At 65.8% G+C, this 24,124-nt stretch carries 23 protein-coding genes; 8 read left to right on the top strand and 15 right to left on the bottom strand.

The annotated features are described in order from the left end of the window. The first annotated feature begins 25 nt into the window (after nucleotides 1–25). From ACZYVJ_RS19305 to ACZYVJ_RS19280, 6 genes are all read left to right on the top strand, one after another. Nucleotides 26–874 (top strand): LLM class F420-dependent oxidoreductase, encoded by an 849-nt coding sequence (locus ACZYVJ_RS19305; RefSeq protein ID WP_463832488.1) that lies wholly within the window; start codon nucleotides 26–28, stop codon nucleotides 872–874. 22 nt (nucleotides 875–896) lie between these two features. Next, nucleotides 897–1,763 carry an LLM class F420-dependent oxidoreductase gene (locus tag ACZYVJ_RS19300; protein ID WP_463832487.1) on the top strand — a complete coding sequence of 289 codons (867 nt, stop codon included), beginning with the start codon at nucleotides 897–899 and terminating at the stop codon, nucleotides 1,761–1,763. A gap of 26 nt (nucleotides 1,764–1,789) precedes the next feature. After that, nucleotides 1,790–2,785, top strand: coding sequence for a dTDP-glucose 4,6-dehydratase (gene rfbB, locus ACZYVJ_RS19295; RefSeq protein ID WP_463832486.1), 996 nt, complete (start codon nucleotides 1,790–1,792; stop codon nucleotides 2,783–2,785). 1 nt (nucleotide 2,786) lies between these two features. Continuing rightward, nucleotides 2,787–3,392: a dTDP-4-dehydrorhamnose 3,5-epimerase gene (gene rfbC, locus ACZYVJ_RS19290; protein WP_463832485.1), complete on the top strand. Its 606-nt coding sequence runs from the start codon at nucleotides 2,787–2,789 to the stop codon at nucleotides 3,390–3,392. 213 nt (nucleotides 3,393–3,605) lie between these two features. Beyond that, entirely contained in the window at nucleotides 3,606–4,799 is a 1,194-nt protein-coding gene (locus ACZYVJ_RS19285; RefSeq protein WP_463832484.1) for an acyltransferase family protein, read from the top strand. 85 nt (nucleotides 4,800–4,884) lie between these two features. After that, entirely contained in the window at nucleotides 4,885–6,021 is a 1,137-nt protein-coding gene (locus ACZYVJ_RS19280) for an acyltransferase family protein (protein ID WP_463832483.1), read from the top strand. 73 nt (nucleotides 6,022–6,094) lie between these two features. Here ACZYVJ_RS19280 and ACZYVJ_RS19275 read toward each other — a convergent pair whose 3' ends face one another. The 15 genes from ACZYVJ_RS19275 to ACZYVJ_RS19205 form a co-directional block, all read right to left on the bottom strand. After that, on the bottom strand, nucleotides 6,095–6,487 hold the full coding sequence (locus ACZYVJ_RS19275; RefSeq protein ID WP_463832482.1) for a hypothetical protein: 393 nt from the start codon (nucleotides 6,485–6,487) through the stop codon (nucleotides 6,095–6,097). After that, a complete protein-coding gene (locus tag ACZYVJ_RS19270; RefSeq protein ID WP_463832481.1) occupies nucleotides 6,484–7,413 on the bottom strand; it encodes a metallophosphoesterase family protein in 930 nt (309 codons plus the stop codon). Before ACZYVJ_RS19270 ends, ACZYVJ_RS19275 begins: the two co-directional genes overlap by 4 nt. After that, nucleotides 7,410–7,796 carry a cupredoxin domain-containing protein gene (locus ACZYVJ_RS19265; protein ID WP_463832480.1) on the bottom strand — a complete coding sequence of 129 codons (387 nt, stop codon included), beginning with the start codon at nucleotides 7,794–7,796 and terminating at the stop codon, nucleotides 7,410–7,412. The genes ACZYVJ_RS19270 and ACZYVJ_RS19265 overlap by 4 nt, the downstream gene beginning before the upstream one ends. A 42-nt stretch (nucleotides 7,797–7,838) precedes the next feature. After that, nucleotides 7,839–8,546 (bottom strand): Rieske (2Fe-2S) protein, encoded by a 708-nt coding sequence (locus ACZYVJ_RS19260; RefSeq protein ID WP_463832479.1) that lies wholly within the window; start codon nucleotides 8,544–8,546, stop codon nucleotides 7,839–7,841. After that, nucleotides 8,543–9,094, bottom strand: coding sequence for an RNA polymerase sigma factor (locus tag ACZYVJ_RS19255; protein ID WP_463832478.1), 552 nt, complete (start codon nucleotides 9,092–9,094; stop codon nucleotides 8,543–8,545). The genes ACZYVJ_RS19260 and ACZYVJ_RS19255 overlap by 4 nt, the downstream gene beginning before the upstream one ends. A 42-nt stretch (nucleotides 9,095–9,136) precedes the next feature. Next, nucleotides 9,137–10,552 carry an NAD(P)/FAD-dependent oxidoreductase gene (locus ACZYVJ_RS19250; protein ID WP_463832477.1) on the bottom strand — a complete coding sequence of 472 codons (1,416 nt, stop codon included), beginning with the start codon at nucleotides 10,550–10,552 and terminating at the stop codon, nucleotides 9,137–9,139. 46 nt (nucleotides 10,553–10,598) lie between these two features. Continuing rightward, nucleotides 10,599–11,699 carry a methyltransferase gene (locus tag ACZYVJ_RS19245; protein ID WP_463832476.1) on the bottom strand — a complete coding sequence of 367 codons (1,101 nt, stop codon included), beginning with the start codon at nucleotides 11,697–11,699 and terminating at the stop codon, nucleotides 10,599–10,601. Next, nucleotides 11,696–12,931, bottom strand: a complete 1,236-nt coding sequence (locus tag ACZYVJ_RS19240) for an FAD-dependent oxidoreductase (protein WP_463832475.1) — start codon at nucleotides 12,929–12,931, stop codon at nucleotides 11,696–11,698. Before ACZYVJ_RS19240 ends, ACZYVJ_RS19245 begins: the two co-directional genes overlap by 4 nt. Before the next feature lie 48 nt (nucleotides 12,932–12,979). After that, entirely contained in the window at nucleotides 12,980–14,020 is a 1,041-nt protein-coding gene (locus tag ACZYVJ_RS19235; RefSeq protein WP_463832474.1) for a pyridoxal phosphate-dependent aminotransferase, read from the bottom strand. Next, on the bottom strand, nucleotides 14,020–15,039 hold the full coding sequence (locus tag ACZYVJ_RS19230; protein WP_463832473.1) for a 3-oxoacyl-ACP synthase III family protein: 1,020 nt from the start codon (nucleotides 15,037–15,039) through the stop codon (nucleotides 14,020–14,022). The genes ACZYVJ_RS19235 and ACZYVJ_RS19230 overlap by 1 nt, the downstream gene beginning before the upstream one ends. Beyond that, entirely contained in the window at nucleotides 15,036–15,707 is a 672-nt protein-coding gene (locus ACZYVJ_RS19225) for an SRPBCC family protein (RefSeq protein ID WP_463832472.1), read from the bottom strand. The genes ACZYVJ_RS19230 and ACZYVJ_RS19225 overlap by 4 nt, the downstream gene beginning before the upstream one ends. Beyond that, complete coding sequence (locus ACZYVJ_RS19220) at nucleotides 15,688–17,445, bottom strand: thiamine pyrophosphate-binding protein (protein WP_463833063.1); 1,758 nt, start codon at nucleotides 17,443–17,445, stop codon at nucleotides 15,688–15,690. The genes ACZYVJ_RS19225 and ACZYVJ_RS19220 overlap by 20 nt, the downstream gene beginning before the upstream one ends. A 71-nt stretch (nucleotides 17,446–17,516) precedes the next feature. Continuing rightward, a complete protein-coding gene (locus ACZYVJ_RS19215; protein WP_463832471.1) occupies nucleotides 17,517–18,251 on the bottom strand; it encodes an anti-sigma factor family protein in 735 nt (244 codons plus the stop codon). 379 nt (nucleotides 18,252–18,630) lie between these two features. Then, nucleotides 18,631–19,971 carry an FAD-binding oxidoreductase gene (locus ACZYVJ_RS19210; RefSeq protein WP_463832470.1) on the bottom strand — a complete coding sequence of 447 codons (1,341 nt, stop codon included), beginning with the start codon at nucleotides 19,969–19,971 and terminating at the stop codon, nucleotides 18,631–18,633. A gap of 1 nt (nucleotide 19,972) precedes the next feature. After that, complete coding sequence (locus ACZYVJ_RS19205; RefSeq protein WP_463832469.1) at nucleotides 19,973–21,199, bottom strand: flavin-containing monooxygenase; 1,227 nt, start codon at nucleotides 21,197–21,199, stop codon at nucleotides 19,973–19,975. A 231-nt stretch (nucleotides 21,200–21,430) separates the two neighbouring features. Here ACZYVJ_RS19205 and ACZYVJ_RS19200 point away from each other — a divergent pair, with 231 nt between their 5' ends. After that, complete coding sequence (locus ACZYVJ_RS19200; protein WP_463832468.1) at nucleotides 21,431–22,951, top strand: CoA-acylating methylmalonate-semialdehyde dehydrogenase; 1,521 nt, start codon at nucleotides 21,431–21,433, stop codon at nucleotides 22,949–22,951. 7 nt (nucleotides 22,952–22,958) lie between these two features. Next, on the top strand, nucleotides 22,959–24,119 hold the full coding sequence (locus ACZYVJ_RS19195) for an isobutyryl-CoA dehydrogenase (RefSeq protein WP_463832467.1): 1,161 nt from the start codon (nucleotides 22,959–22,961) through the stop codon (nucleotides 24,117–24,119). Nucleotides 24,120–24,124: the final 5 nt, after the last annotated feature.

Raw genomic sequence — 24,124 nt, 5'->3', positions numbered from 1 at the left:
GCACCGGGCACAGGTTGGGAAGACCATGACCGATGCAGCGAGCAAACCCAATCTCGGCCGGTTCGGATCGTTCGGACGCGGCGTCACTCCCGAGCAGGCCAGGGACATCGAAGCGCTGGGCTACGGCGCGGTCTGGGTCGGTGGTTCACCGGCCGCCGAGCTGGCCTGGGTCGAGCCCCTCCTAAAGGCGACCACGACGTTGCAGGTGGGCACCGGCATCGTCAACATCTGGACCGCGGCCGCCAAGCCGGTGGCCGAGTCGTTCCACCGCATCGACAAGGCGTACCCGGGCCGCTTCCTGCTGGGCATCGGCGTCGGCCATCCCGAGGCTCACACCGAATATCGCAAGCCCTACGACGCGCTCACCGACTACCTCAAGCAGCTCGACGACTACGGCGTACCCGCCAATCGCCGGGTGGTGGCGGCGCTGGGCCCGCGCGTCCTCAAGTTGTCCGCGGAACGCTCGGCCGGGGCGCACCCTTACCTGACCACCCCGGAACACACCGCACGGGCCCGCGAACTCATCGGGCCCTCGGCGTTCCTGGCGCCCGAGCACAAGGCGATCCTGACCACCGACGCCGAGAAGGCCCGGGCGGTCGGGCGCAAGGCGCTCGACATCTATTTCAACCTCGCCAACTACCGAAACAACTGGAAGCGGCTGGGTTTCACCGAGGACGAGGTCACCCGGCCGGGCAGCGACCGTCTGGTGGACGCGGTGGTGGCATATGGCACCGTGGACCAGATCGCGGCGCGGCTCACCGAACATCTCGACGCCGGCGCCGATCACGTCCCCGTGCAGGTCCTGACGAAGGATGAAAACCTGGTCTCGGCGCTGGCCGAACTGGCGGGGCCGCTTGGACTGCAGCCGTCCTGACAAAGCTTCTAGGGGGAGCCCGATGACCGCGGGAGTTTCGCTCAAGCCCGAGCTGGGCCGGTTCGGCGTGTGGCTGCCCACCCGATCCATCTCCGCCGAACTGGCCGCGGGCATCGAATCGCTGGGCTACGGCGCCGCCTGGATCGGCGGATCACCGGATGCCGATCTGTCCTGGGCCGAACCGGCCCTGGCCCGGACGACGTCGCTGCAGCTGGCCACCGGGATCGTCAACATCTGGTCGGCGCCCGCCCCGGACGTCGCCAAGTCCTTCCACCGGATCGAATCCGGCCATCCGGGAAGGTTTTTGCTGGGTGTCGGGGTGGGCCACCCGGAGCACACCCAGGAGTACGTGAAGCCGTACGACGCCCTGGTCTCTTACCTGGACGAACTCGACGCGGCCCTGGTGCCGACCAGCCGACGGGTGGTTGCGGCGCTCGGGCCGCGGGTGCTGGGCCTCGCGGCCCAACGCAGCGCCGGTGCGCACCCGTACCTGACCACGCCGGAACACACCGCGAAAGCGCGCGATTTGCTCGGCGGTGCAGTGTATTTGGCGCCCGAACACAAGGTGGTGCTCACCACCGACGCGGAGAAGGCGCGCGCGATCGGGCGCCAGACCGTCGAGCATTACCTGGGCCTGAGCAACTACGTGAACAACTGGCTGCGGCTGGGGTTCACCGAAGCCGACGTACACAAGCCCGGCAGCGACAAGCTGATCGACGCGGTGGTCGCCCATGGCACCCCGGACGACATCGCGAGGCGCCTGTGTGAACATCTGGAGGCCGGAGCCGACCACGTGGCGATCCAGGTGCTGGGCGGCCACGACGAAGAATCGCTGTTACCTGCGCTAACCGAATTGGCCGGACCTCTGGGGCTAACTCGCGCAAACTGACCGATCGCCTCGGTTAGGGTTTGGGCATGCGGTTACTGGTCACCGGCGGCGCTGGATTCATCGGCGCCAACTTCGTGCACAGCACGCTCCGCGAACACCCCGAAGATTCCGTGACGGTGCTCGACGCCATGACCTATGCGGGTCGGCGCGAGTCACTGGCCGACGTCGAGGACTCGATCGAGCTGGTGGTCGGTGACATCACCGACGCCGAGCTGGTGTCGCGGCTGGTCGCCGAATCCGACGCGGTGGTGCATTTCGCGGCGGAGAGCCACGTCGACAACGCGCTGGACAGCCCCGAACCGTTCCTGCACACCAACGTCGTCGGCACCTTCACCATCCTCGAGGCGGTGCGACGTTATGGTGTGCGGCTGCACCACATCTCGACCGACGAGGTCTACGGTGACCTGGAGCTCGACGACCCGCAGCGGTTCACCGAGGCGACACCCTACAACCCGTCCAGTCCGTATTCGGCGACCAAAGCCGCCGCCGACATGCTGGTGCGCGCCTGGGTGCGCTCGTACGGGGTGCGCGCCACGATCTCGAACTGCTCCAACAATTACGGGCCGTATCAGCACGTCGAGAAGTTCATCCCGCGCCAGATCACCAACGTGCTCACCGGTCGGCGGCCCAAGCTGTACGGCGCCGGCGCCAACGTGCGCGACTGGATCCACGTCGACGACCACAACAGCGCGGTGCGGCGCATCCTGGACAAGGGCGAGATCGGGCGCACCTACCTGATCAGCTCCGAGGGCGAACGCGACAACCTGACCGTGCTACGCACACTGCTGCAGATGATGGGCCGCGAGCCCGACGATTTCGACCACGTCACCGATCGCGTCGGCCACGATTTGCGTTACGCCATCGACCCGTCCACGCTGTATGACGAATTATGTTGGGCGCCAAAACATACCGACTTCGAGGAAGGGCTGCGTGCCACCATTGACTGGTATCGCGCAAACGAATCGTGGTGGCGTCCGTTGAAAGACGCCTCGGAAGCCCGCTACGAAGAACGTGGGCAGTAGCGTGGAAGTTCGCGAACTGAAAGTTCCCGGCGCCTGGGAGATCACCCCTACGGTGCACGGGGATTCGCGCGGCCATTTCTTCGAATGGCTCACCGACAAGGGATTCCGTTCCTTCGCCGGTCATCGCTTGGACGTCCGGCAGGCCAATTGTTCGGTGTCATCGGCCGGCGTGTTGCGCGGATTGCATTTCGCCCAGGTGCCGCCGAGCCAGGCCAAGTACGTGACCTGTGTCCGCGGTTCGGTGTTCGACGTCGTCGTCGACATTCGGGTGGGTTCGCCGACGTTCGGGCAATGGGATTCGGTTCTGCTCGACGACACCGATCACCGGACGATCTACCTGTCCGAAGGCCTCGGGCATGGTTTCCTAGCGCTGCAAGACAATTCGACGGTCATGTATCTGTGCTCGGCGGAATACAACCCGCAGCGCGAGCACACGATCTGCGCAACCGATCCGGCGCTGGCCATCGATTGGCCGCTGGTGGATGGCGCGCCGCCCAACCTCTCCGACCGCGACGCCGCGGCGCCCAGCCTCGAAGAAGTGCGCGCCGCCGGCCTGCTGCCCACTTGGGACGAGACAACGGTATTCATCGAGGGTATGCGCGACTAGCCACGGCAATCGGCTGGCCCACGCCGGCTCACCGCGGCGATGTGCGTTATCCCGCAACACTGTTGGGCTCTTATTAGACACATGTAGATTAGCGCGGCGTTTGCCGTCAGCCGATCCGTCGGATAGCGTAAACCGGCCCTTTTCCCTTTATGAGGGCGCTAAGATTGCGCCGATGATGCCGATGACGCCCGATGCGGGTGGCGGGGGACGCCGATGAAGCTAGGGCATGTTTTCGATCCGCGAAGCAACGCACTGAACGCATGGCGGTTAGCGCTCGCGGCGGAGGTCATCTTCTGGCACACCTACCCGGTTCGGGGTCATCTGCCCTCGCTGCGGGCCGTTCTGCAACTCCTGCTGTCCGTGGGGGTGGACGGGTTCTTCGCGATCTCGGGATTCCTCATCACCGCGAGCTGGCTGAGCAACCCGAAGCTGCGCGCTTACCTCGCCGCGCGGGCCCTGCGCATCCTGCCCGGCTTCTACGTCTGCATGATCGTGACGGCCTTCGTGTTCGCCCCGCTCAGTGTGGCGATCCAGGGCGGTTCGCCGACCAAGCTGCTGTTCTCGTTCGCGCCGTTCGAGTACGTCCTGAAAAACATCGCGGTCTTGTGGCTCAAGCCCGACGTGGGCGGTACTCCGTTCGACATCCCCAATGCGGGCATCTGGAACGCTTCGCTGTGGTCACTGTTCTGGGAAGTGATGTGCTACCTGGTCGTTGCCGCCATCGGCGTGGCCGGACTGGCCAACCGCAGGTGGGTCTCCCCGGCGATATTGGTGGTGGCCGCCATCGGGGCCTCCATGATGCCTCCAGTCACCTTTCCCGAGGTGTTCAACAGGCCGACCGGCAACGTGGGCGTCGTCATCATCTTCATGGCGTGCCGCGCCGCGATCATGTTCGCCGCCGGAGCCCTGCTCTATCAATGGCGGGACGTGATTCCCGCCCGCTGGTCGCTGGTCGCGGTGAGTGTGGTCATCGTGCTGGTGGCCGGCCAGTTGCCCGATTACCGGGTGGTCGCCGCCGTGCCGCTGGCCTACGCCGTCATCGTCTCCGGGTCCCTGTTGCACAACAAGCGATTGAGGTTGCGTACGGACCTGTCCTACGGCATGTACATCTACGCGTATCCGACCCAGCAGCTGCTGGCGATCCTGGGGCTGCTCAGCCTCAACCCGATCGTGTTCTGCCTGACCGTGGCGCTGGCCACCCTGCCGCTGGCCGCGGCGAGCTGGTTCCTGGTCGAAAAGCCGGCGAGGTCGCTCAAGGCGCGACTGAAACGCAGATCCGCCGGTTCCCGCGAGCAAGCGGCCATGGCGATGCCGCCGGAGGTCCCCGGGCCGGTTAGCCATGATCGTGACAATTTGAAGACGCAAGGCGCGGCGCTACCGGCAAAGCATCGCGGGGCCGCAACCTGATCAAGGCCACCGCCCGTATCAGCGCCCGTCGGGTTTCGGCCCGTACGATGGCGCCGATGACGAGTGGTGTGCGGGCGGAGGTTGGATGAAGCTAGGGCAGGTATTCGATCCGCGAAGAAACGCGCTCAACGCACTTCGGTTGGCGCTGGCGGCCGAGGTGATGCTCTTCCACTCCTGGCCATGCACCGGTCACATGCCCCCGAAGGCGACCCTGCAGCTGTTCTTCTCGGTAGGTGTCGACGGATTTTTCGCGATCTCCGGCTTTCTCATCACTCGCAGTTGGCTCACCGACCCCAAACTGCGTGACTATCTCACCGCCCGCGCCCTTCGCATCTTTCCCGGGTTCTACGTCTGCCTGGTCGTGACCGCCTTCGTCTTCGCCCCGTTGAGCATGGTGATCCAGGGCGGTTCGGCCGCCAAGCTGCTCGGGTCCACCGCCCCGCTCGAGTACGTCCTGAAAAACAGCGCGATCGCGTACCTGCAGCCGACCATCGACGGAACGCTGCACGGTGTGCCGGGTGGACCCGCCTGGAACGGTTCGATGTGGTCGCTGATCTGGGAACTGCTGTGCTACCTCTTCGTTGCCGCCGTCGGCGTGGCGGGACTGGCCAATCGCCGCTGGATATCCCCCACGGTGTTGGTGCTGGCGACACTGGCGGCGTTGGTCGTGCCGCCCCTGACATTTCCCGGGGTGTGGACCATTCCGCAGCTTGCGGTGCGCTCGGCCATCATGTTCGCGGCCGGAGCCCTCCTGTATCAGTGGCGAGACGTCATCCCCGCCCGATGGTCGCTGGTCGCGGTCTGCGTCGTGATCGTGGCGGCGGCCGGGTTGCTGCCCGATTACCGGGTGGTCGGTGCCCTTCCGCTGGCCTACGCCGTCGTCGTGTCGGGCGCCCTGCTCAAGAGCGAACGGTTGCGGCTGCGCACCGATCTGTCCTACGGCGTCTACATTTACGCATTCCCGGCCCAGCAATTGCTGGCCGTCAGTGGGCTCGCGACGCGCCTGCACCCGGTGTTGTTCTTTCTCGTCGCGGTGGCGACCACCCTGCCGCTCGCCGTGGTGAGCTGGTTCCTCATCGAGAAACCGTCCATGTCGCTCAAACGCCGGCTTCGGATCAAGTGGTCGGCTCCCGTCGCGTCCAGCTCCGACGAGCCCGGGCCGGTCAGCACCGCCGACGCCCTGGCTGACCAACCGGCCCCGGAGGCCCCGGGCGCCGCGTAGCCCTGCCTGGCGCGAGTATGCCCCCGCCCAGAGCATCGGGGCTGCCGCCGGGCGCTGTCACTCAAACGCCGGCTCAAACGACGGTGGTCTGGCCTCTTCGAAACCGAAGGCGTGCACCGATCCCCCACAGCGCCACCGTGGCCACCTCGACCGCCACACTGATGGCCGCGTAAGGAGCCGGCTCCCAGCCCCGCTCGGAGAAGCCGGACAGGCCGACGGTGCGCGACAAGACGAACGCGACCAGGGAGCCGGCCGCCACCGCCGCACCGGCCCAGGGCAGCCACGCGGGACCGCCGACCAGGATCAGCAGCGCAATCGCGAACGAAAGGCTGGCCTGGGCGAGGAATGCCGTACCGATCTCCGGAATATGTTGGTAGCCATGAACATAGAGATAGGCGTGGCTGGCCGCGCTGACGATCAACGACGCGGCCAGGCCGAGCCGGACCAGAATGCTCGTCAAAGTCATTGCAGTGCGGTCTCCTTCAAGGCCAGGGCGGCCTCTCCCCTGGTGTAGCTGACCTCGCGGATGCCGAGCGCATCACGCAGCTTGCCGGCCGGCAGCGTGACCGGCTTGGGCGCCGGCCCATCGCCCGGTCGCGGCAGCGGGTACGCGGTGGTGGTGCCGCTGTAGAACGTGACGTGGTCCTCCGTCTTGGAGAACAGTTGGTGGACATGGCCGTTGAGGCACGTGACCGAGGAGAACCGCCGCAGGTAGCTCAGCGCCTGGGTGGCATCGTCGGTGCCCCAGCCCCATTGCGGGTACATCGCGAACAGCGGGATGTGGCTGAACACGATGATGGGGGTATCGCTGGAAAGACGCGCGACGTCGTTCTTGACGAACTCCAGTTGATCGGCACCCAGATGCCCGAGCTTGCGCAGATTCAACGTGTTGACCAACGCGATCAGGTGCACGCCGGCGATGTCTTGGCTGTACCACCCATCGCCAACGGAGCCGGAGCCGAACGTGTTTCGGTACTTCTGACCCGCATCATCGACCGAGTCGTGCTCCCCCGGCACGGTGAACACGTGCGGCGTCTTGAGGCCCGTCATCATCTGCTTCACCTGGTCGAACTGCTCCGGGCTGGACAGGTGGGTGAGGTCCCCGGTGTGGATGACGAAATCCGGTGTGTATCCGAGGTTGTTGACCTGATCGATCGCGTGGCCGAACGTACCGGCGACGTCCGGGTTGGGCGCCCCGGTGAAACCGATATGGCTGTCGCTGATCTGGGCGAACCGCAGCGTGGGCCGCGCCGCCGCGTGCTGCGCCTTCGCCTGACCCGCGACATGCGAGATGACCTCGCCGCCGGTCACGGCGAATCCGACCGCCGCTCCGAACCAGGCCGTGTGCCGGATGAGCTGGCGGCGAGTCATGCCGTTCGCGTGAGCGCTCATCCCGTCACCACCACGGTGCCGCGCATCATCGGGTGGATCGAGCAGACGTAGTCGAAAGTCCCTGCGGTGGGAAAGGTATGGGTGAAGGTGGCTCCGGTTCCCATGCCGGGTGAATGAAACGAACCATCACTGGCGGCCACCGTATGAGGTTCTTCGTCGCGGTTGGTCCAGGTGACGGTGGTACCGGCGGGCACGGTCACGGTCACCGGCGCGAACGCGAAGCCGTCGATGGTGACCTGGTCGCCGCGCACTGGAGCCGCCGGCGCGGTGACCGACATTCCGGTGGTTGGCGCGGGGGTGGTGGCCGCCGGCCGTGACTGGGAGCAACCGGCCAACAGCAGCACACCCGCGGCCGCCATGGCCGCCGAATGCCTTCCGAGCATGGGGATATCCATGCCCAGAGATAGGGCGGCGGGTTACACCACTCAGGCCGGCCGCTCGGTGCGCGGCGGGGCGAACACCTCGATGACCCCGTTGACCTCACGAACCATCAATGCGGGCAACGGCTTCGGCGCGATCGGTAGCTGGTGGGTGAGCACCTGCCCGCTGGGCGAGAACGACGTGGTGTGGCAGGGGCAGCGCAGCGTGTCGTCGGGTGCGTCGAACCACAGCTTGCAGCCCTGATGGGTGCACACCCCGGAGATCGCCTGGATTTTGCCGTCGACGCGGCGGACGAATCCGGTCACCGAGCCGAGATCGAAGGCGCGCATCGCACCGTCGGGCACATCCGATCCGGCCGCGACGCGCTGCCAGCTGCCCTCGTTGGGCGTGAGTTGTCCGGCGGCGACCTCGGGGGGCCGACCGTCGCCGGTCTGCCCCCCGATCAGTGCGCGGTCGACGGATACCGCGGCGACCGCGGCGGTGGCGGCGGCCGACGTGCCGACGATGACCTGGCGCCGCGTGCTGCCGCGCACCTGCGGCGTTTCCGTTGGCGTGCCGGACATCTGCTCGGCGATACGCCGATGTAGCTCGGCAACGAATTCCTGGCGCGGAGCGTCGCCACCCTCGCGGGCGGCGCGCAGCTCGATGGCCGTGCGGAGCTGGGCCGCCTCGAAGTCGTCGGGCGCGAACGGCCTGGGCCGCCGCCCCCGCAACAGGTCGTCGACGTAACGTCGCAGCCCTCGCGCATTCATGGCTGGCCCCCATCGTTGACCTGCGCCGCCAGCCGCAGAGCGCGGTGCTGGAGCACTTTGGCATTGGCCACGCTGATCCCGAGTTCCGCGGCCGACTCCTTGATCGAATTGCCCTGCAAGAAGCGCGATTCCAGAATCTGGCGGTAGCGATCCGGCAGGTTGTCCAGGACCCGGGCAACACGTTGCGGCGCGGTGCTGATCGCGTCCTGGCTCTCGGCTGGTTGTTCGACGTCCTCGATCGAGGTTATCTCTCGGCCCAGCGTCTCGCGCCAGTGCGCGGCCAGCACGGTCCGGGCCGTCGCCCGCAGGTACGCGCGCACCTCGGCGACGCTCGCGGTCAGCCGCAGCGGCCGCAGCGCGGCGAGGAACACCTCGGCGGTGAGGTCTTCGGCGTCGGTCCGGTTGCCGACGCGCGCGAACAGCGTGCGGTACACCCAGGTCACGTTGTCGGAGTACACGGCTTCCCAGTCCGGGTAGCCGTCATCATGGCCACTGTCGGGCACCGCGCGCAGGGGTCGCGGGCCGACGGGTTCGTTTCTTGCCGCCACAGGCCTCCTTCACCCGATGAATATCGACTCGGGTTACACGGGTCAGGGCGCCGCGAGCGCGCCCTCGGCGGCCATCAGCTGGTCGAGCTTGGTGGCGGTGGCGGAGAAGACGGACTTGGCGATGTCCAGAATCCGCATCCGCACCCGGGGCTTCGCCGACGCCGACGGCAGCAGGTGGCCGATCAGATGGCCGAACAGGTCCAGGCGCGCCGCGGACAACCACGACATCAACTCCGGCTCATCGAACCAGCGCAGCTGGTTGCTGTAGTCGGCCAGCGCCAGCCGTAGCCAGTCGAGGTCGGTGTCCGGATGCGGCAGGGGCACACACAGCTCGTTTTTCACGGCGTCGTCACGGTAGGCGGCCTCGACGTGGGCGATCAGCGCGGAACTGAAGATCTGTTGGCAGCCGCGCACGCTCTGCAGAGTGATCCGCCCGGGATCGAAAATGGCTGTGGCGGGCCGCTTTTCGGCGCCATCCGCGGTGCAGTCGATGAACAGCTCGTGCCCGCTGAGGGGGAGCGTCCCGCCGTCGAGGACCATCCTGCCCGCCTCGATGGCCAGCAGGTGGCCCAGGCGCACCACGTCGGCGACGCGGCGCAACTGCTCGAGTTCGAGCCGGGTGACCGTAGCGCAGCGGTACATGGCCGGCCGGACCATCGGGTCGAGCCGCAACAGCACGCCGGCATCCTCGAGACGCGCGAACAGATCCTGCGCCGAGGCCGCGTCGTTGATCGCGCGCAGCTGCGCGGTGAAACCGGCCTTGAGCTTGTCGGCGAAAAACGCGGCGGGCTGCATCGTCTCGCGGTCCAGCAGCCACGCGTCGCGGGGCATGATCCAGGTCAGCCGGTCCGGCCCGACGCCGTGACTCAGCAGCCACAGGCACGTGTCGATGCCGGTCTTGCCGGCCCCGACGACGACGCAGCGCTGGTGCGCGGCGAGCCTGGGCAGGTCGTTGGGCGGCACACATTGGACGCCGGCGGCGACCGCGTACGGCGGGCGCCGCATGGCCGGAACGGTAACCCGCATGTAGGTGGCGTCGACGACGCGGTTCGTCACGCGGACGGTGTAGTCGGCGCCGGCCAGCGTGCGAAACCGGCCGTCGCCGAGGTATTCGCTCATCGGGAAATAACTGACCCGGCCGGTCGGCAACCACTCCCGGCGCATGATGCGGTCGTAGTACGCGCAGATCTCGCCGGCGCTCGCCAGTTCGTAAAGGCCCCGGTTCCAACCCACTTGGTCGATGGTGTCGCCGCCCAGCCGTGACGAGTTGACGCCGTAGAACGCCGAGGGCTGATGCAACCGCACAAACGGGTACGCCATCGTCCAGTGCCCACCGGGTGCGTGGTAGCGATCCACCACCACCACGCGGGCCTCCGTCTCGGCGACCAGCGTGTCGATGAACGCCATGCCCATGGCGCCCGCGCCGACTACCAGGTAGTCGGCCTCGATGGTGTGCATACCCGATACAGGCTAACCCCACTTGCCGCCCGCGCGGCGCGCGTAGCTATGCCACCCGTGCTTCGACCACGCTGAGGGGTGAAGCGGTTTGAACCACCCGCGTCATCTGCAGTCCGGCTCGGCCCAGCAGGGCTTGGTACTCGTCGGCCGTGCGTTCGCGGGCCCCCAAATTCAGTAGCATCTCCAAATCCACCCATTTCCCCGGGAAGTCACGGTCGTGCTTCGGGATGACCAATTCGATCAGGAGCACCGCCGCTCGGGGGCCGGCCGCCGTGCGAACGTTCCGCAGGATCTGAACAGCTTTTTCGTCGGGCCAGTCGTGGAGGATGTTCTTGAGGATGTAGGCGTCTCCCCCCGAGGGAACGCCGTCAAAGAACGATCCCTCCGCGATACGCACCCGGTCGGCGACCATGTGCTCGCGCAACTGCCTAGGGGCGTCCGCTACTACCTGCGGCAGGTCGTACAGGACGCCGCGCGAAGCCGGTGCCCCCGCCAGGATGGTGGCCAACAGTGGGCCGTGCCCACCACCCACGTCGACGATCGTGGAGTAGGCGCCGAAATCGTAACCAGCGACCACCGATCCGTCCGTGAGCTCCGAAACACTCGTCATCGTCTGGTTGAAAAGTTCAGCAAGCTCAGGCTGCCCGGCGAAGTAGTCGAAGCTCTCCATGCCGCGCAATGCCGGGACGACCGTATTTCCGGTTCGGATCGAATCCACCAGCAGGGTCCAGCGTTCGCGCTGCTCGGCCGACCCATAGAACTGCGCCGCGCAACTCATCGAGATGGGTGCATCCGAACACAGGGTGGCGGCAAGGGAATTCAGCTCGTAGCGTCCGTCCCGCCGATGCCGGAAGATGCCCTTGCCAATCAAGGCCCGCAACAGCCGACGTAGCGCATCCCCGTCCGCGCCCACCCGGGTGGCCAGTTCCTCGATCGGCAGCGGGCCTTCGGAGAGTGCGTCGGCGACGCCGAGTTGGGCCGCGACAGTGATCGCCTGCGACGTCCAGGTTGCCACGATCATCTCCATCATTGCTGCCGGCGCAGGGATGCATCGTTGATGGAGCCGATGCAGGTAGTGGCGCATCCACTCAATAGCGCGGGCCAGCCTGGCGGGTGGCACCATGGGCGACTTGCTCACGTTGTTCATGTGGCATCGACAAGACGGATAGTCGTCGAGGCTTCGAGGTCTCGGCTGGTCGCCGCGGATATCCGGCGATGACTCACCGCACGCATAAACGTTGTGAGTGCACGGGTCATGAGACGGTCTGGGATCATCGCCGCCGGCCTCAGCACGGCCTCACTGCGGGCCACTTGCAGCGTGGTCACGAAAGACACCGCCCTGACCTTGCGTCGCCTCGTGTTCTCGTACCAGCGCAGCGCGCCCGAGAGATCACGGCTGCTGCTGCGCCCCTTCCAATCTCTTTGGAGATCCGAAAGCGCTCTGCGCAAGACCATTGTGTCGAGCAGCGCTTGATTGGTTCCTTGCGCCAGGGTGGGCGGCATCGTGTGTGCGGCATCGCCGAGCAACGTCACCGCGCCGTGCCCGGACACGGGAATCGGATGCCGAAAATGCGGGAACGGCGAACGGGCCAGGTCCTCGTCGGTCAGCGTCGTTAGCACTCGATCGACCGAGTCGGACCATCCATTGAAGTGCGACCGGATCATCTCGATCGGACGCTCGGGTCTGACGTAGTCGGGCGACCACGGCACGTCGAACCACCATTGCACCTCCGAACCTCCGGCCGGCCACAGGCCGAGGTTTCCGCGCTCGCCGATGATCACTTGCGCGACGTCCTTGTCCGCGATGCGGGGAAGGGTGATCAGTCCCTGCCAGCTGCACCAGCCGGTCGGCTGCGCGGGTGGTGCGCCAACGATGTCTCGAACCACCGAGTGCAGGCCGTCCGCACCGATCAGCAGATCTCCGTCGGCCCGGCCGCCGTCTTCGAAATGGAGGCGGACTCCGTTTTGGGTAGTGACGGCCCCTACCACACGGGCATTGCAACGGATGCGCTCGGTCGGAAAGCCTTCCAGCAGCCTCTCCAGCACGACTCGGCGGGGGACCATCCGAACTGGCGCGCCCAGTCCGTCTGCAATCGCTGCCAGGTCGACGGTGGCGACCGGAAGACCCCCTGCCGTCAGGACCCGCAGGGTGGAAAGCAGCTGACCGGCCCCATCCATATCGACCCCCAGCTGGTCGAGAACCGTTGCGCCGTTGGACCAGATGGTGACGGCTCCGCCAGCCGCCTGCACGCCCGAGCGCTGCTCGAAGACGGTGACGTCATGTCCATCACGCAATAATCCGCGGGCAATGGAAATGCCGCCCACGCCGGCGCCGACGACGAGGACGCGAAGCGACCGAGTCGATCGCGCGATCGGCATGTACCGGTGCTTCAGGTGACAGCTCACGTCAGCTCTCTTCGCGCGGTATCAGGCCGAATTCGCCAGTGCGGCCAATACCGCTTGAGTGGACGCGCGGCTTCCGACGGTGATCCGGGCAGCGCCGTCCGGGTAGTAGCGGGCCCTCAGCGCGGTGTCGCCGAACACCTCTCGCCAGGGTCGCCCGACGGCCGGTAGGTAAACGAAGTTGGCATGCCCGTCGGTGGTGTACACGCCCATTGCCCGCAGGCGCCGGGACAGGTAATCCCGCTCGCCGGTGATTCGCAGAATGCGTTGCCGCAACTGGTCTTCGGCATCGTAGGACGCTGCCACCGCGGCCAAGCTGGTAATGCTCACGCCGAACGGTAATTGCATCCCCCACAGTGTGGTGGCCAGTTCTGGTGCGGCGAAGCCGTAGCCGATACGAAGTCCGGCCAACCCATAGGCCTTCGAGAATGTGCGCAATACGACGACATTCGGAAAACGTCCGACCAGATCCGGTCCGTCGATGCGGTGCTGGGGGGCGACAAACTCGATGTAGGCCTCGTCGAGTAACACGACCGTGTCGTCTGGCACCCGCCGCAGGAATCGCTGCACATCCGCGACAGATTCCAGAGTGCCGGTGGGATTGTGCGGCCGACACAGGACGACCACGCCGGCGCCCGCCGCCGCCTCGGCCATTGCCTCCAGGTCGTGATGGCCGTGCTCGTCGAGCGGAACCGTGACCGATTCCAGGCGGGCCATCTGGGCGAAAATCGGGTATCCGTCGAAAGTCGGCTCGCTCAGCACAATCCGGTCACCGGGCCGCGTCACCGCGTGCAGGACCTGCATCACCACTCCACTCGCACCCGCTCCCAACACGACCTGCTGTTCGCAGACCCCGATGTGGCCGGCGATCAAGCGGCGCAGCCGTTCGGGCAGGAATTCCGGATACCGATTTGCGACATCGATCGATCGGATCAGTGCCGACCGCACTGCCGGCAGCGGTGGAAACGGGTTTTCGTTGAGCGACAACGCGAATGGATCGGTCGCGCTGGGCAGCGCGTCGAGGATCTCCGTGGTGACGGGACTTGCCTGAAGTTTCGGTAACATCAGCGTGCTCCGCCCCAGCGGAACGCCGCCGCACCCGCGAAGTCGCCGGCGTGCGCGAAGGCGGCCATCATCACGACGTCACCTGCCTTGACCCGACCGTCGGATATCGCACGGTCGAGGTTGATCGGGATCCCCGCCCCGAACAGGTTGCCGTATTCATCGAACGTATCGAGGTGCCTGGATTCGGGTACCTCGAGCGCTTCGCGCCAGTTGCGCAGGAACACCCGGTTCGGCTGATTGGTGACCAGCAGGTCGATGTCCTTGGAGTTGAGGTTGATTCGATCGCAGACGGCCAGCGCCACTTCGGGGACCTGCCGATTTCCGCGAGCAAGCACCTTGGCGATCTTTGTCTCGGTGAACCCGATACTGCCCTCACCGGGGCCTGGCTGCCACCATTTGCGGGGCGGGTCGATGGCGAGCGTCATATCGCCGGCGTATTCACCGTAGGTGCGGCACTCGATGTCGAGAATCGGTGATTCGTCTGAGACGGTGACCAATCCGACGGCGGCGCCGTCGCCGGGCACCGACGACTGCGCCTTACGACGCACGCCGGGCTGGTCGAAGATCTGGCCGGCGGCGTTCTGGGCGATCGCGATCAGCGCCGTCCTGCCCTGCCCCGTGGCGAGCAACTGACGGGCGACTTTTAGCGCCAGCACGAACACTGCGCAACCGCCATTGTGCAGATCCAGCACCCAATTGGGCCGCATGCCCAGGCGGTGCGCGATGCCGCCGCCCCCGCCGTAGAACGGCATGTCGGGCATTTGGGCGTGGGTGATCAGCACGTCGACGTTCGCAATGACGTCTTGGCCGTGTCGTTCGATCAGGCCCTGCGCGGCTCGCTCGATCATGTCGATCGCGGTTTCGTCCGGCCCGACGTGACGACGGAACCTTGGCGCGCGGAACATCAGGTTGGCTGCGAGGTCGTCCGACCCGGCGAAGTTCGCGTAATAATCGGCGCCGATGGGTTCACCGGGCAGATAGGTGGAGACGTCGGTCAGGCTGACAATGGGCTCGTTCATGATGTACTCATCCAGTCGGGCCTGATCGGCAGTCCGTTGCGGTGGCGGTATTCGGCGATTGTCTTGAGGTTGTTGAGCTCCAGCCCATGACCGGCACCGAACATGTCCCAGAAGTCACCCACCCAGCCGGTGCGCTCTGCCGGTGCGGCGTCGGGATACGGGTTGTCGTCGTAGAAGGGGTGACGGCAATTGGTCCACAACACAACGGAACCGGGCTTGTCGAGCAGCACTTGCGCGTCGAGGACCCGCATCAGGTAGATCATCCACAAGTGCTTGCCCTGGTCCCAGGCGCAGTGGTAGTCGACGGTACGAGCCTGGGCGTTGGCCACGGTGCGGGTGTAGATCTTGGTGTCCGGGAGCAACCGGTCGTAGGCCAGCCAGAGCCCGGACTCCGCCGTGGGAGTGAAGTTACGCAGGGTATAGGTCCACTCCTCCAGGCTGCGGGTGTCGGCCAGGTATTCGAACAACTCGTCGGGCGGGCAGTCGACGTAGTCGTTGACCGTGCAGTACTGGCCGAAGACCTCGTCGTGGGGGTACACCGATCGCATCTTGGCCATGAACATCGGGGCGGTCTCTTCCAAGGGCGAGGTCTCGATCCGCACCACTCCCTCGATCGGTTCCGTGGTGCCGCGATGTACGGCGATATCGTCAAGCGCTGGTAGGGACATGGAATTTGTTCTCCTTTGGAGTTGTAATCTGTTTCTCAACAATGCTTTTGGTGGGCTTGCCGTTCAGGAACGCCGCGAATGGCGGGATTTCGTCTGCGGAGCACTCGATGGTGACCACGGACGGACCGTCGACGGCCATTGCCCGTTCCAGTGCTGCGGGTAGTGCGTCGATGTCGGACACGTCGACCGAAGGCAGCCCGGGGAACATGCCCGCCAGACCGGCTCCCAGCTGGCTGGGAGCGAACCGGTTGTAGCTGTACAGGTCGTCGTAGAACAATTGCTCGCGGGTCACGCACATGGCGTGGGCGTTGTTATTGAACAGTACGAATGTCACCGGAAGCCGGTACTGCACCGCGGTGTGTACCTCCATACCGTGCATGAAGAATGCCCCGTCCCCGGCGATCACCACGGTGCGCCGGTTGGGCCTGTTGCTCATGGCTCGGCCGAAGGTCATCCCGATACCGGCACCGAAGCTGTAGCCCATGCCTCCCATGCCGAGTGCGACCGCGAAGCGACCGTCCCGGCGAACGGGGAGGTAATGGATTGCGGCTGCACCGGTGTTGCCGGCGTCGACGACGATGTCGGTCCCGTCGGGCAACGCGCTGTCGAGAGCCACCATGGCGTCCCGGTAACGCACGCCCGTGCCGGCGAAGGATGGTGGGTGAAGTTCCGTGTGCGCAACGAAATCGGGCACCCGCAGTCCCCTTGCCCGCCCCCGCCCGGACAACGCCCGGGTCAGCATCGTCAGCGATCCCCGCAGATTCTCGGTGCGCACATGCGTGCACGGCAGGTACGGAGGGGCGGAGCCGAGCGAGACCGTCCGCACCGCCGCGAGCGCGTCGTCGAGGCCGGCGCGGGCGGTCACCGACAACCGGGTGCCGACCACCAGGCACACGGCGCTCGCGGCGATCGCGTCGGCCACACCGGGGTGGCCCATCACACCGGTCACACCGAGCGCCGAAGAGGAACCGAAACCCGGTGTGCCGGCGACATCCTTGGCGTCGGGCACACACGCTACCTGCGCGCGCAGTATGGCCCGTAGCTCCTCGAGTTCGGACCGGGCGTTATCACGAGCCACCTGCTCGCCGGCGATGATGGTGATAGGTCCAGCCGCTCGGCGCAGCGCACGCACGATTGCATGCGGCTCACCTGCGAGACTTCCGGCATGATCGGAGCCATGCCGGCCATTACCGCCGTAGCCGTTGACGCCGACCTGAGCCTGCTGAATATCCTTGGGCAGCAACAATACTGCAGGGCCACCGGTTCGTGCCGCCGCTATAGCGCTGGGCAATGCCGCAACGATGTCAGAAGGTGTCACCATCCGCCGGCAGAAGACCGACACCGCAGAAAACAATCCCTCGGCATTTAATGAACCGTTGCGACCACTGGTGTCTTGAAAGCTGCCCCGGCCGTCCATTGTGATCGCAGGCTGGCCCACCAATGCCAACACCGGCACCCGGCTGGCCAATGATTCCCCAAGGCCTGGAATGAGATTGAGTGCGCCTCCGCCCGACGTCGCCGCCACCACGCCCAAACCCGCGCCACTGCGACTGTACCCGTCGGCCATCGTGGCAGCGGAGAACTCGTGCTTAGCCAACACCGCGGTGATGTCCGAATTGAAATATGCGGCGTCGTACAGATCCTCGATGTTGGCACCGTCGACGCCGAATATGTAATCGCTGTCGGTTCTCGCGAGTTGCTCGACGATGTGGTCGACCACCCTGTGTTGCCTGGGCATCTGCATACCTAACTTGTGATGATGCCGGTAACACGACCTGCGGGTGACTTCAGTTCACCCGGGTTCGAAATTTACAGCGAACGCTCCAGCAGCACTTGGCCGTCGGCTGAAACCACCTGCACAGCAGCGATTTGCTCGACCCGTGTCGAAGTGCTGCCAGTGGGGGTCGCCGTGTGGCCCGGATTCGCCACCCAGGTTGCCATTCGAGTGTGGCTACCGTCGCGACCTACCATGACCATCGCCAGCGTGTCGTGATGGGCGTTCAGCGGGGCCAGGCAGACGCAGTTCATCGAGATGGACGTTCCCCATTGCTGGCTGCTGACCGAAACCGTCGAGGCCAGCCTGTTCGTCCCGACTTGCGCCATCGGCTGAATCGGCACGCCCGCCTGCGGCGGCATGGGCACCGAAGTCGGGTAATTGCCCGCCACGCCGACGAGGACACCGATCGCCAGCACCGCGGCTGCGGCTGCCCCAGCCGTCCACGTCACGATGCGGGACCGGCGCCGCCGCCAGCTCACCGCGGCCAGCAGCGACGGCAGCAACTCGCCGGGCAGCAATGATTCAACGCCACTGCGATCGTCGATCGCCGCCAAGTCGTTGCGATTCAGCTGCAACAGGAGGGCCGGCATGCCGCCGAGCTCGCCGACGGCGCTGGCGCACAACGGGCAGCCGGTCATGTGCGCTTCGAATTCGCGCCGCTCGGTGGACGACAACGATCCCAGCACGTATGCGGCATCCCACGTCGTGTATTCGTCATGCCCGGATTCCTCACCGCCACAAGGCGTTCCGGCCAGCCATACCTGCATTATCGGGTGACTCCCATCTTCCCTGGCACATAAGGTATTTCGTGTCCGGCGGTCGTTCGGACGACCAGTAAAGCCAACATGTGTTATCCGTTTCTTACATTGTGAGTCGCATGGCGGCGGCACGGCGCGGCGCCTTTGGTGATGTCGAGATCGGCGGCACCGGTCTGCTCAAGTGCCCTGTCCGGAAAAAGTGACCAGCGGGCCGCGCTACCCGGCGCTCGTCGCTGATTGATGTTGCGGGGACTGTGAACGGCCCTTGCTTGTTAAACGATAGAAGTGCCTGTTCGGTTCACACGCGCCACCGGCCACTGTTAGCTGGGCGGCAAGGTAGGAAACTCGTCGTCAATCACTGCCATGGTGTCCGACCGGTCGCCAAGGGTCAGGCTGCGCCCATCCAACTGTGGAATCGGCCATCCGGGTCGTATGCCGAGCGCACTTTGTCGAGGCGTGCCATGTTCGATTCGGCGATGAATCGCGCGGGACGGCGGCACAGATTCTCGTCCGCGAGCGAGCTGCCGGTCGCCAAATGCGACAACGCTGCCATGTTCGACGAGGCCCAGTCCCTGTACCGTTCATCGTCGGCCGCGTCCTGCCAGATGGTGTAAAGCGCCAGGTAGACCTCGTCTTCCACGCCGTACACCATGTCCGCGCGCTCCGGGGCCGTCTTCCAGCCCGTGAAAATGAAGTGCGAGGGGTGCGGTGGCATGGTTTCGATGATTTTGCGGATACCCGGCAGTAGTTCTTCGGCCGAAGCCGATGTGAACATGTTGTCGGCGATGTAGCGGTGCCCCTTCGGGTAGCTGCTCATCACCGCGGTATACCAATTGGCCAATATTGTCGGTGCATAAGGAAGGGCGACGATGGCCTTGTCGATGACCGGGCAATCACCAAGCAGAGCAAGGGCTTTCGCTGCATCTTCCTCCGAGTCGGCGAATACCGGCGAGGCGATCGTGATACCAGGTCGGTCGAGCCCGGCGGCCGGAAAGCTGCGCGCGGTATGGATCTGCAGTTCGACCCGGTCGTCGAGCTCGGACACGATCGAGCGTCCCCAGGTGAACACCTCTTCCGCGACCTCGATCGGATACATGTACAGGCAGGTACCCCACACCGCGGGACGTGGGTGTACCCGCAGTTTGAACGAGGTGACCACACCGAAGAAGCCCGGCCCAGAGCCACGAGCCGCCCAATACATGTCTGGATGGTTTTCGGGGTCGCAGTAGATCCGTTCACCACCGGCAGTCACGACTTCCAGTCCGAGCACGCTCTCGCAGGCAGGCCCGAGCTTCGGACTGTTCCAGCCGTATCCGCCCTGCAGAAGATAGCCACCGAGACAAATGCCTGCACAGTGGCCGGCGGGAAAGAACAGCCCTTGTGCGTCCAGTTCCGCCGCGAAGACGCTGGCGACCTTGCCTGGGCCGACGTCTGCGGTCATTCGATCAGGTTCGACAGTGCAGTGATCGAGCCGGCTGACGTCGAGCATCAGGCCACCGTCGCGCAGATGGCTGGCAGTCCAGCTGTGCCCGCCCGAGCGGATGCCCACTTGATATCCGTTGTCCCGCGCATAACGAATCGCTGCGACCACGTCGTCGTTGTCGTGCGCCTGCACGATCACATCGGGAAAGCGTTCCGGCACAAGGCCATTCCACACCGTGTCCCGACGCGCCTTTTCGTAACCATCTGCGCCACGGAAGAAAGTCTTTTCAGTGGAAAGTAGAACCATTTCACCCCTTAACCTGAAACCGGTGTCCCGGCGCGACCAGATCTGCCGACGCAGACTCAAGTGAAGCCGGGGCGGATAGACGCATTCGCTTCAAATAGTCCGCGACCTCGCGGGCCAGTGGCGTTGCGTGCAAGCGGATTGCCCGTAGTGGGCCGTTGGGCGGAATTCCGTATCCGATCGCGAACATTCCGTCGCCCAGGTGCGACGCAAAGCCGCCACGGGGGTTGCCCTGCGCGTCGAGGACACCAAGATGTCCGACCAAACCGTCGAGATCAGTGCCGAACCCGGTGGCAGCGATGATCGCCTGCGGAGCCACCGACGCCCCACCGACGAGGGTTACGCCCTCGGATTCGAGCGCCTCGACGGCGCCGACGACCTCAATGCGCCCGACCCGCACGAGGTCGATGAGCTCGTCGGCCAGCGTCGGAATACGACCGCGTTGCTCCACGGTGGCCTTCAGCCCGAGCGTCGGCCGCGCGAAACCGTAGGCCGAGAGGTCGCCCCACGTCAGGCGGTTCATGCGCGCGATCAACGGATCGACTATGCGTGCGGGAACTCTCGAGAACAGCTCGAGGAAGATGTCCGATGGAAACGGGCCCATGGCCCGCCGCACCAGGTGCGGCGGTGTCCGCACCGCAAGCCAGATCCGTCGCGCGCCGTTATTGGCGAGCTGAACGGCGATGTCGGCCGCCGAATTGCCGGCGCCGACGACCAGAACGTCGCGGTCGCGATAAGGCCAAGCGTTGGTGAAGTCGCCGGAGTGAACGAGGTCGCCGTTGAAGCAACTCAGTCCGGGCCATGCCGGGATGGTGGGTACACCGTAGTTACCCGTTGCGAGGACGATTGCAGGGGTTCGGATCTCACCCGACGACGTGTCGAGTCGCCATAGTTCCCCGTCGCGGTTGACGTGGTGGACGTCGCACCCCAGCATGATCGCGATGTTCTGCCGCACAACGTAGTGGTCGAAATAGCGGACCATGTCCTCCTTGGTTGGCCAACGGCCCGCATTGAAGGCAATCCGTTGTCCGGGAAGGTGCGACAAGAATCCGGTCGTGTTGAGTCGGAAGTTGTCATAGCGCCTGCGCCACGAAATCGCCGGTGCCGCTGCCCGGTCGACAACGAGCGCCTTGATGCCATGCCGATGATCCATTTGACGCGCAACAGCCAGACCGGCGGGCCCGGCACCGATGACAACGGCGTCGGGGCTGACCCGGGTCTCTGCCGCCATCCGTGATCTCCCGTCGTGTTTCTTGGGTGCCCAAGACCTCGGGCCCCCAGCCCTAACACGACCCGGAACCGCTCGCGGTTCATCTGGCGGGATGGCGGGCGCGGCGCCGTCGGCACAGGCCGCACGTTCATCGGGCGCAGCACCGGGCACCCACCTTGCCAAGGTTCGAACTGAGTTACTAGGATATCCAAGTATCCGCTTAAGCGCCGTCAAAACACATTCGAGGGCCCCATGACCACACAGATTCCCCACTTCATCGATGGGCAGCGCACCGCCGGGCAGTCCGGCCGCAGCGCTGAAGTCTTCGACCCCAGCACCGGGCAGGTTCAGGCACAGGTGCCGCTGGCCGGCCAGGCCGACATCGACGCCGCGGTGGCGTCGGCCGCCGAGGCCCAAAAGGGCTGGGCCGCAACCAATCCGCAGCGGCGCGCACGGGTGATGATGCGCTTCATCGAGCTGGTCAACAAGCACAACGACGAGCTGGCCGACCTGCTGTCCCGCGAGCACGGCAAGACACTGGCCGACGCCAAGGGTGACATCCAGCGCGGCATCGAGGTCATCGAGTTCTGCGTCGGCATCCCCCACCTGCTCAAGGGTGAGTACAGCGAAGGCGCCGGACCGGGCATCGACGTCTACTCGCTGCGCCAGCCGCTGGGCGTCGTCGCCGGCATCACCCCGTTCAACTTCCCGGCGATGATCCCGCTGTGGAAGGCCGGCCCGGCGCTGGCCTGCGGCAACGCGTTCGTGCTCAAGCCCAGCGAGCGCGACCCGTCGGTCCCGGTGCGGCTGGCCGAGCTCTTTCTGGAAGCGGGCCTGCCGCCGGGCGTGTTCCAGGTCGTGCACGGTGACAAGGAGGCCGTCGACGCCATCCTGAACCACCCCGACATCCAGGCGGTCGGGTTCGTCGGCAGCTCCGACATCGCACAGTACATCTACGCCGGGGCCGCGGCCACCGGCAAGCGCTCGCAGTGCTTCGGCGGCGCCAAGAACCACATGATCGTCATGCCCGACGCGGACCTGGACCAGGCCGTCGACGCCCTGATCGGCGCCGGGTACGGCAGCGCCGGCGAGCGCTGCATGGCGATCAGCGTCGCCGTCCCGGTCGGTGACCAGACCGCCGACCGGCTGCGCGCCCGGCTCATCGAGCGGATCAACAACCTGCGCGTCGGCCACAGCCTGGACCCCAAGGCCGACTACGGTCCGCTGGTGACCGAGGCCGCTGTGGCACGGGTGCGCGACTACATCGCCCAGGGGGTCGACGCGGGAGCCGAACTGGTCATCGACGGCCGCGAACGCGCCAGCGACGACCTGACTTTCGGTGACGCCAACCTCGAAGGTGGCTTCTTCATCGGCCCCACCCTGTTCGACCACGTCACCCCGGACATGTCGATCTACACCGACGAGATCTTCGGGCCCGTGCTGTGCATCGTGCGCGCGCATGACTACGAGGAGGCGCTGCGGCTGCCGTCCGAGCACGAATACGGCAACGGCGTCGCGGTTTTCACGCGTGACGGCGACGCCGCCCGCGACTTCGTCTCGCGCGTGCAGGTCGGCATGGTCGGTGTCAACGTGCCGATCCCGGTGCCGGTGGCCTACCACACCTTCGGCGGCTGGAAGCGCTCCGGCTTCGGCGACCTCAACCAGCACGGCCCCTCGTCGGTCATCTTCTACACCAAGACCAAGACGGTGACGTCGCGGTGGCCGTCCGGCATCAAGGATGGCGCCGAATTTGTCATACCCACAATGGATTAGGGAAGTCATGTTCACCCTGAACGATGACGAGCGTGTCATCACCGAAACCGCGGCCGCGTTCGCCGCCAAGCGCATCGCCCCGCACGCACTGGAATGGGATTCGGCCAAACACTTTCCGATCGATGTGCTGCGCGAGTCCGCCGAACTCGGCATGGCCGCCATCTACTGTCGCGACGACGTCGGCGGCAGCGGGCTGCGCCGGCTCGACGGGGTCCGCATCTTCGAGCAGTTGGCCATCGCCGACCCCACCACCGCCGCGTTCCTGTCCATTCACAACATGTGCGCGTGGATGATCGACACCTTCGGCACCGCCGAGCAGCGCAAGGACTGGGTCCCGCGGCTGGCATCCATGGACGTCATCGCCAGCTACTGCCTCACCGAGCCCGGCGCCGGTTCCGATGCCAGTGCGTTGAGCACCCGCGCCGTCAAACAGGGTGACGACTACGTGTTGGACGGCGTCAAGCAGTTCATCTCCGGCGCGGGCGCGTCGGATGTCTACGTGGTGATGGCCCGCACCGGTAGTGAGGGACCGCGCGGCATATCGGCCTTCGTGGTCGAAAAGGGCACCGCGGGGCTCAGTTTCGGCTCGCTCGAGGAGAAGATGGGCTGGCACGCCCAACCCACGGCGCAGGTGATCCTGGAGGGGGTCCGGGTGCCGGCCGACGCGATGCTGGGCGGCACCGACGGCGAGGGCGCAGGGTTCGGCATCGCGATGAACGGCCTCAACGGCGGGCGGCTCAACATCGCCGCGTGCTCACTCGGTGGCGCGCAGGCCGCCTCGGACAAGGCCGGAGCGTATCTGCGCGATCGGCAGGCGTTCGGGTCGTCCCTGCTCGACGAGCCGACCATCCGCTTCACTCTGGCCGACATGGCCACCGGCCTGGAAACGTCGCGAATGATGTTGTGGCGGGCGGCCAATGCGCTGGATGCTGACGATCCTGACAAGGTCGAGTTGTGTGCGATGGCCAAGCGCTACGTCACCGACACCTGTTTCGAGGTCGCCGACAAAGCCCTGCAGCTGCACGGTGGCTACGGCTACCTGCGCGAGTATGGTCTGGAAAAGATCGTCCGCGACCTGCGGGTGCACCGGATCCTGGAAGGCACCAACGAAATCATGCGAGTGGTCATCGGTCGGGCCGAAGCCGCGCGGGTCCGTGCAACCGCATAGAAGGG

It is taken from the genome of Mycobacterium sp. IDUB_3, assembly GCF_055419585.1.
Note: the sequence above shows the minus strand (reverse complement) of the source record. Positions and strands in the feature narration are given on the sequence as shown.

Bases quoted from the DNA above. Each gene is read 5' to 3' on its own strand.
- ACZYVJ_RS19200 (WP_463832468.1), top strand. From the start codon at position 21,431: ATGACCACACAGATTCCCCACTTCATCGATGGGCAGCGCACCGCCGGG.
- rfbB (WP_463832486.1), top strand. From the start codon at position 1,790: ATGCGGTTACTGGTCACCGGCGGCGCTGGATTCATCGGCGCCAACTTC.
- ACZYVJ_RS19220 (WP_463833063.1), bottom strand. From the start codon at position 17,445: ATGCCCAGGCAACACAGGGTGGTCGACCACATCGTCGAGCAACTCGCG.
- ACZYVJ_RS19305 (WP_463832488.1), top strand. From the start codon at position 26: ATGACCGATGCAGCGAGCAAACCCAATCTCGGCCGGTTCGGATCGTTC.
- ACZYVJ_RS19195 (WP_463832467.1), top strand. From the start codon at position 22,959: ATGTTCACCCTGAACGATGACGAGCGTGTCATCACCGAAACCGCGGCC.
- ACZYVJ_RS19225 (WP_463832472.1), bottom strand. From the start codon at position 15,707: ATGTCCCTACCAGCGCTTGACGATATCGCCGTACATCGCGGCACCACG.
- ACZYVJ_RS19285 (WP_463832484.1), top strand. From the start codon at position 3,606: ATGAAGCTAGGGCATGTTTTCGATCCGCGAAGCAACGCACTGAACGCA.
- ACZYVJ_RS19300 (WP_463832487.1), top strand. From the start codon at position 897: ATGACCGCGGGAGTTTCGCTCAAGCCCGAGCTGGGCCGGTTCGGCGTG.
- ACZYVJ_RS19210 (WP_463832470.1), bottom strand. From the start codon at position 19,971: ATGGTTCTACTTTCCACTGAAAAGACTTTCTTCCGTGGCGCAGATGGT.
- ACZYVJ_RS19230 (WP_463832473.1), bottom strand. From the start codon at position 15,039: ATGAACGAGCCCATTGTCAGCCTGACCGACGTCTCCACCTATCTGCCC.
- ACZYVJ_RS19205 (WP_463832469.1), bottom strand. From the start codon at position 21,199: ATGGCGGCAGAGACCCGGGTCAGCCCCGACGCCGTTGTCATCGGTGCC.
- ACZYVJ_RS19265 (WP_463832480.1), bottom strand. From the start codon at position 7,796: ATGCTCGGAAGGCATTCGGCGGCCATGGCGGCCGCGGGTGTGCTGCTG.
- ACZYVJ_RS19250 (WP_463832477.1), bottom strand. From the start codon at position 10,552: ATGCACACCATCGAGGCCGACTACCTGGTAGTCGGCGCGGGCGCCATG.
- ACZYVJ_RS19275 (WP_463832482.1), bottom strand. From the start codon at position 6,487: ATGACTTTGACGAGCATTCTGGTCCGGCTCGGCCTGGCCGCGTCGTTG.
- ACZYVJ_RS19240 (WP_463832475.1), bottom strand. From the start codon at position 12,931: ATGCCGATCGCGCGATCGACTCGGTCGCTTCGCGTCCTCGTCGTCGGC.
- ACZYVJ_RS19280 (WP_463832483.1), top strand. From the start codon at position 4,885: ATGAAGCTAGGGCAGGTATTCGATCCGCGAAGAAACGCGCTCAACGCA.
- ACZYVJ_RS19215 (WP_463832471.1), bottom strand. From the start codon at position 18,251: ATGCAGGTATGGCTGGCCGGAACGCCTTGTGGCGGTGAGGAATCCGGG.
- ACZYVJ_RS19260 (WP_463832479.1), bottom strand. From the start codon at position 8,546: ATGAATGCGCGAGGGCTGCGACGTTACGTCGACGACCTGTTGCGGGGG.
- ACZYVJ_RS19270 (WP_463832481.1), bottom strand. From the start codon at position 7,413: ATGAGCGCTCACGCGAACGGCATGACTCGCCGCCAGCTCATCCGGCAC.
- ACZYVJ_RS19235 (WP_463832474.1), bottom strand. From the start codon at position 14,020: ATGTTACCGAAACTTCAGGCAAGTCCCGTCACCACGGAGATCCTCGAC.
- ACZYVJ_RS19245 (WP_463832476.1), bottom strand. From the start codon at position 11,699: ATGAACAACGTGAGCAAGTCGCCCATGGTGCCACCCGCCAGGCTGGCC.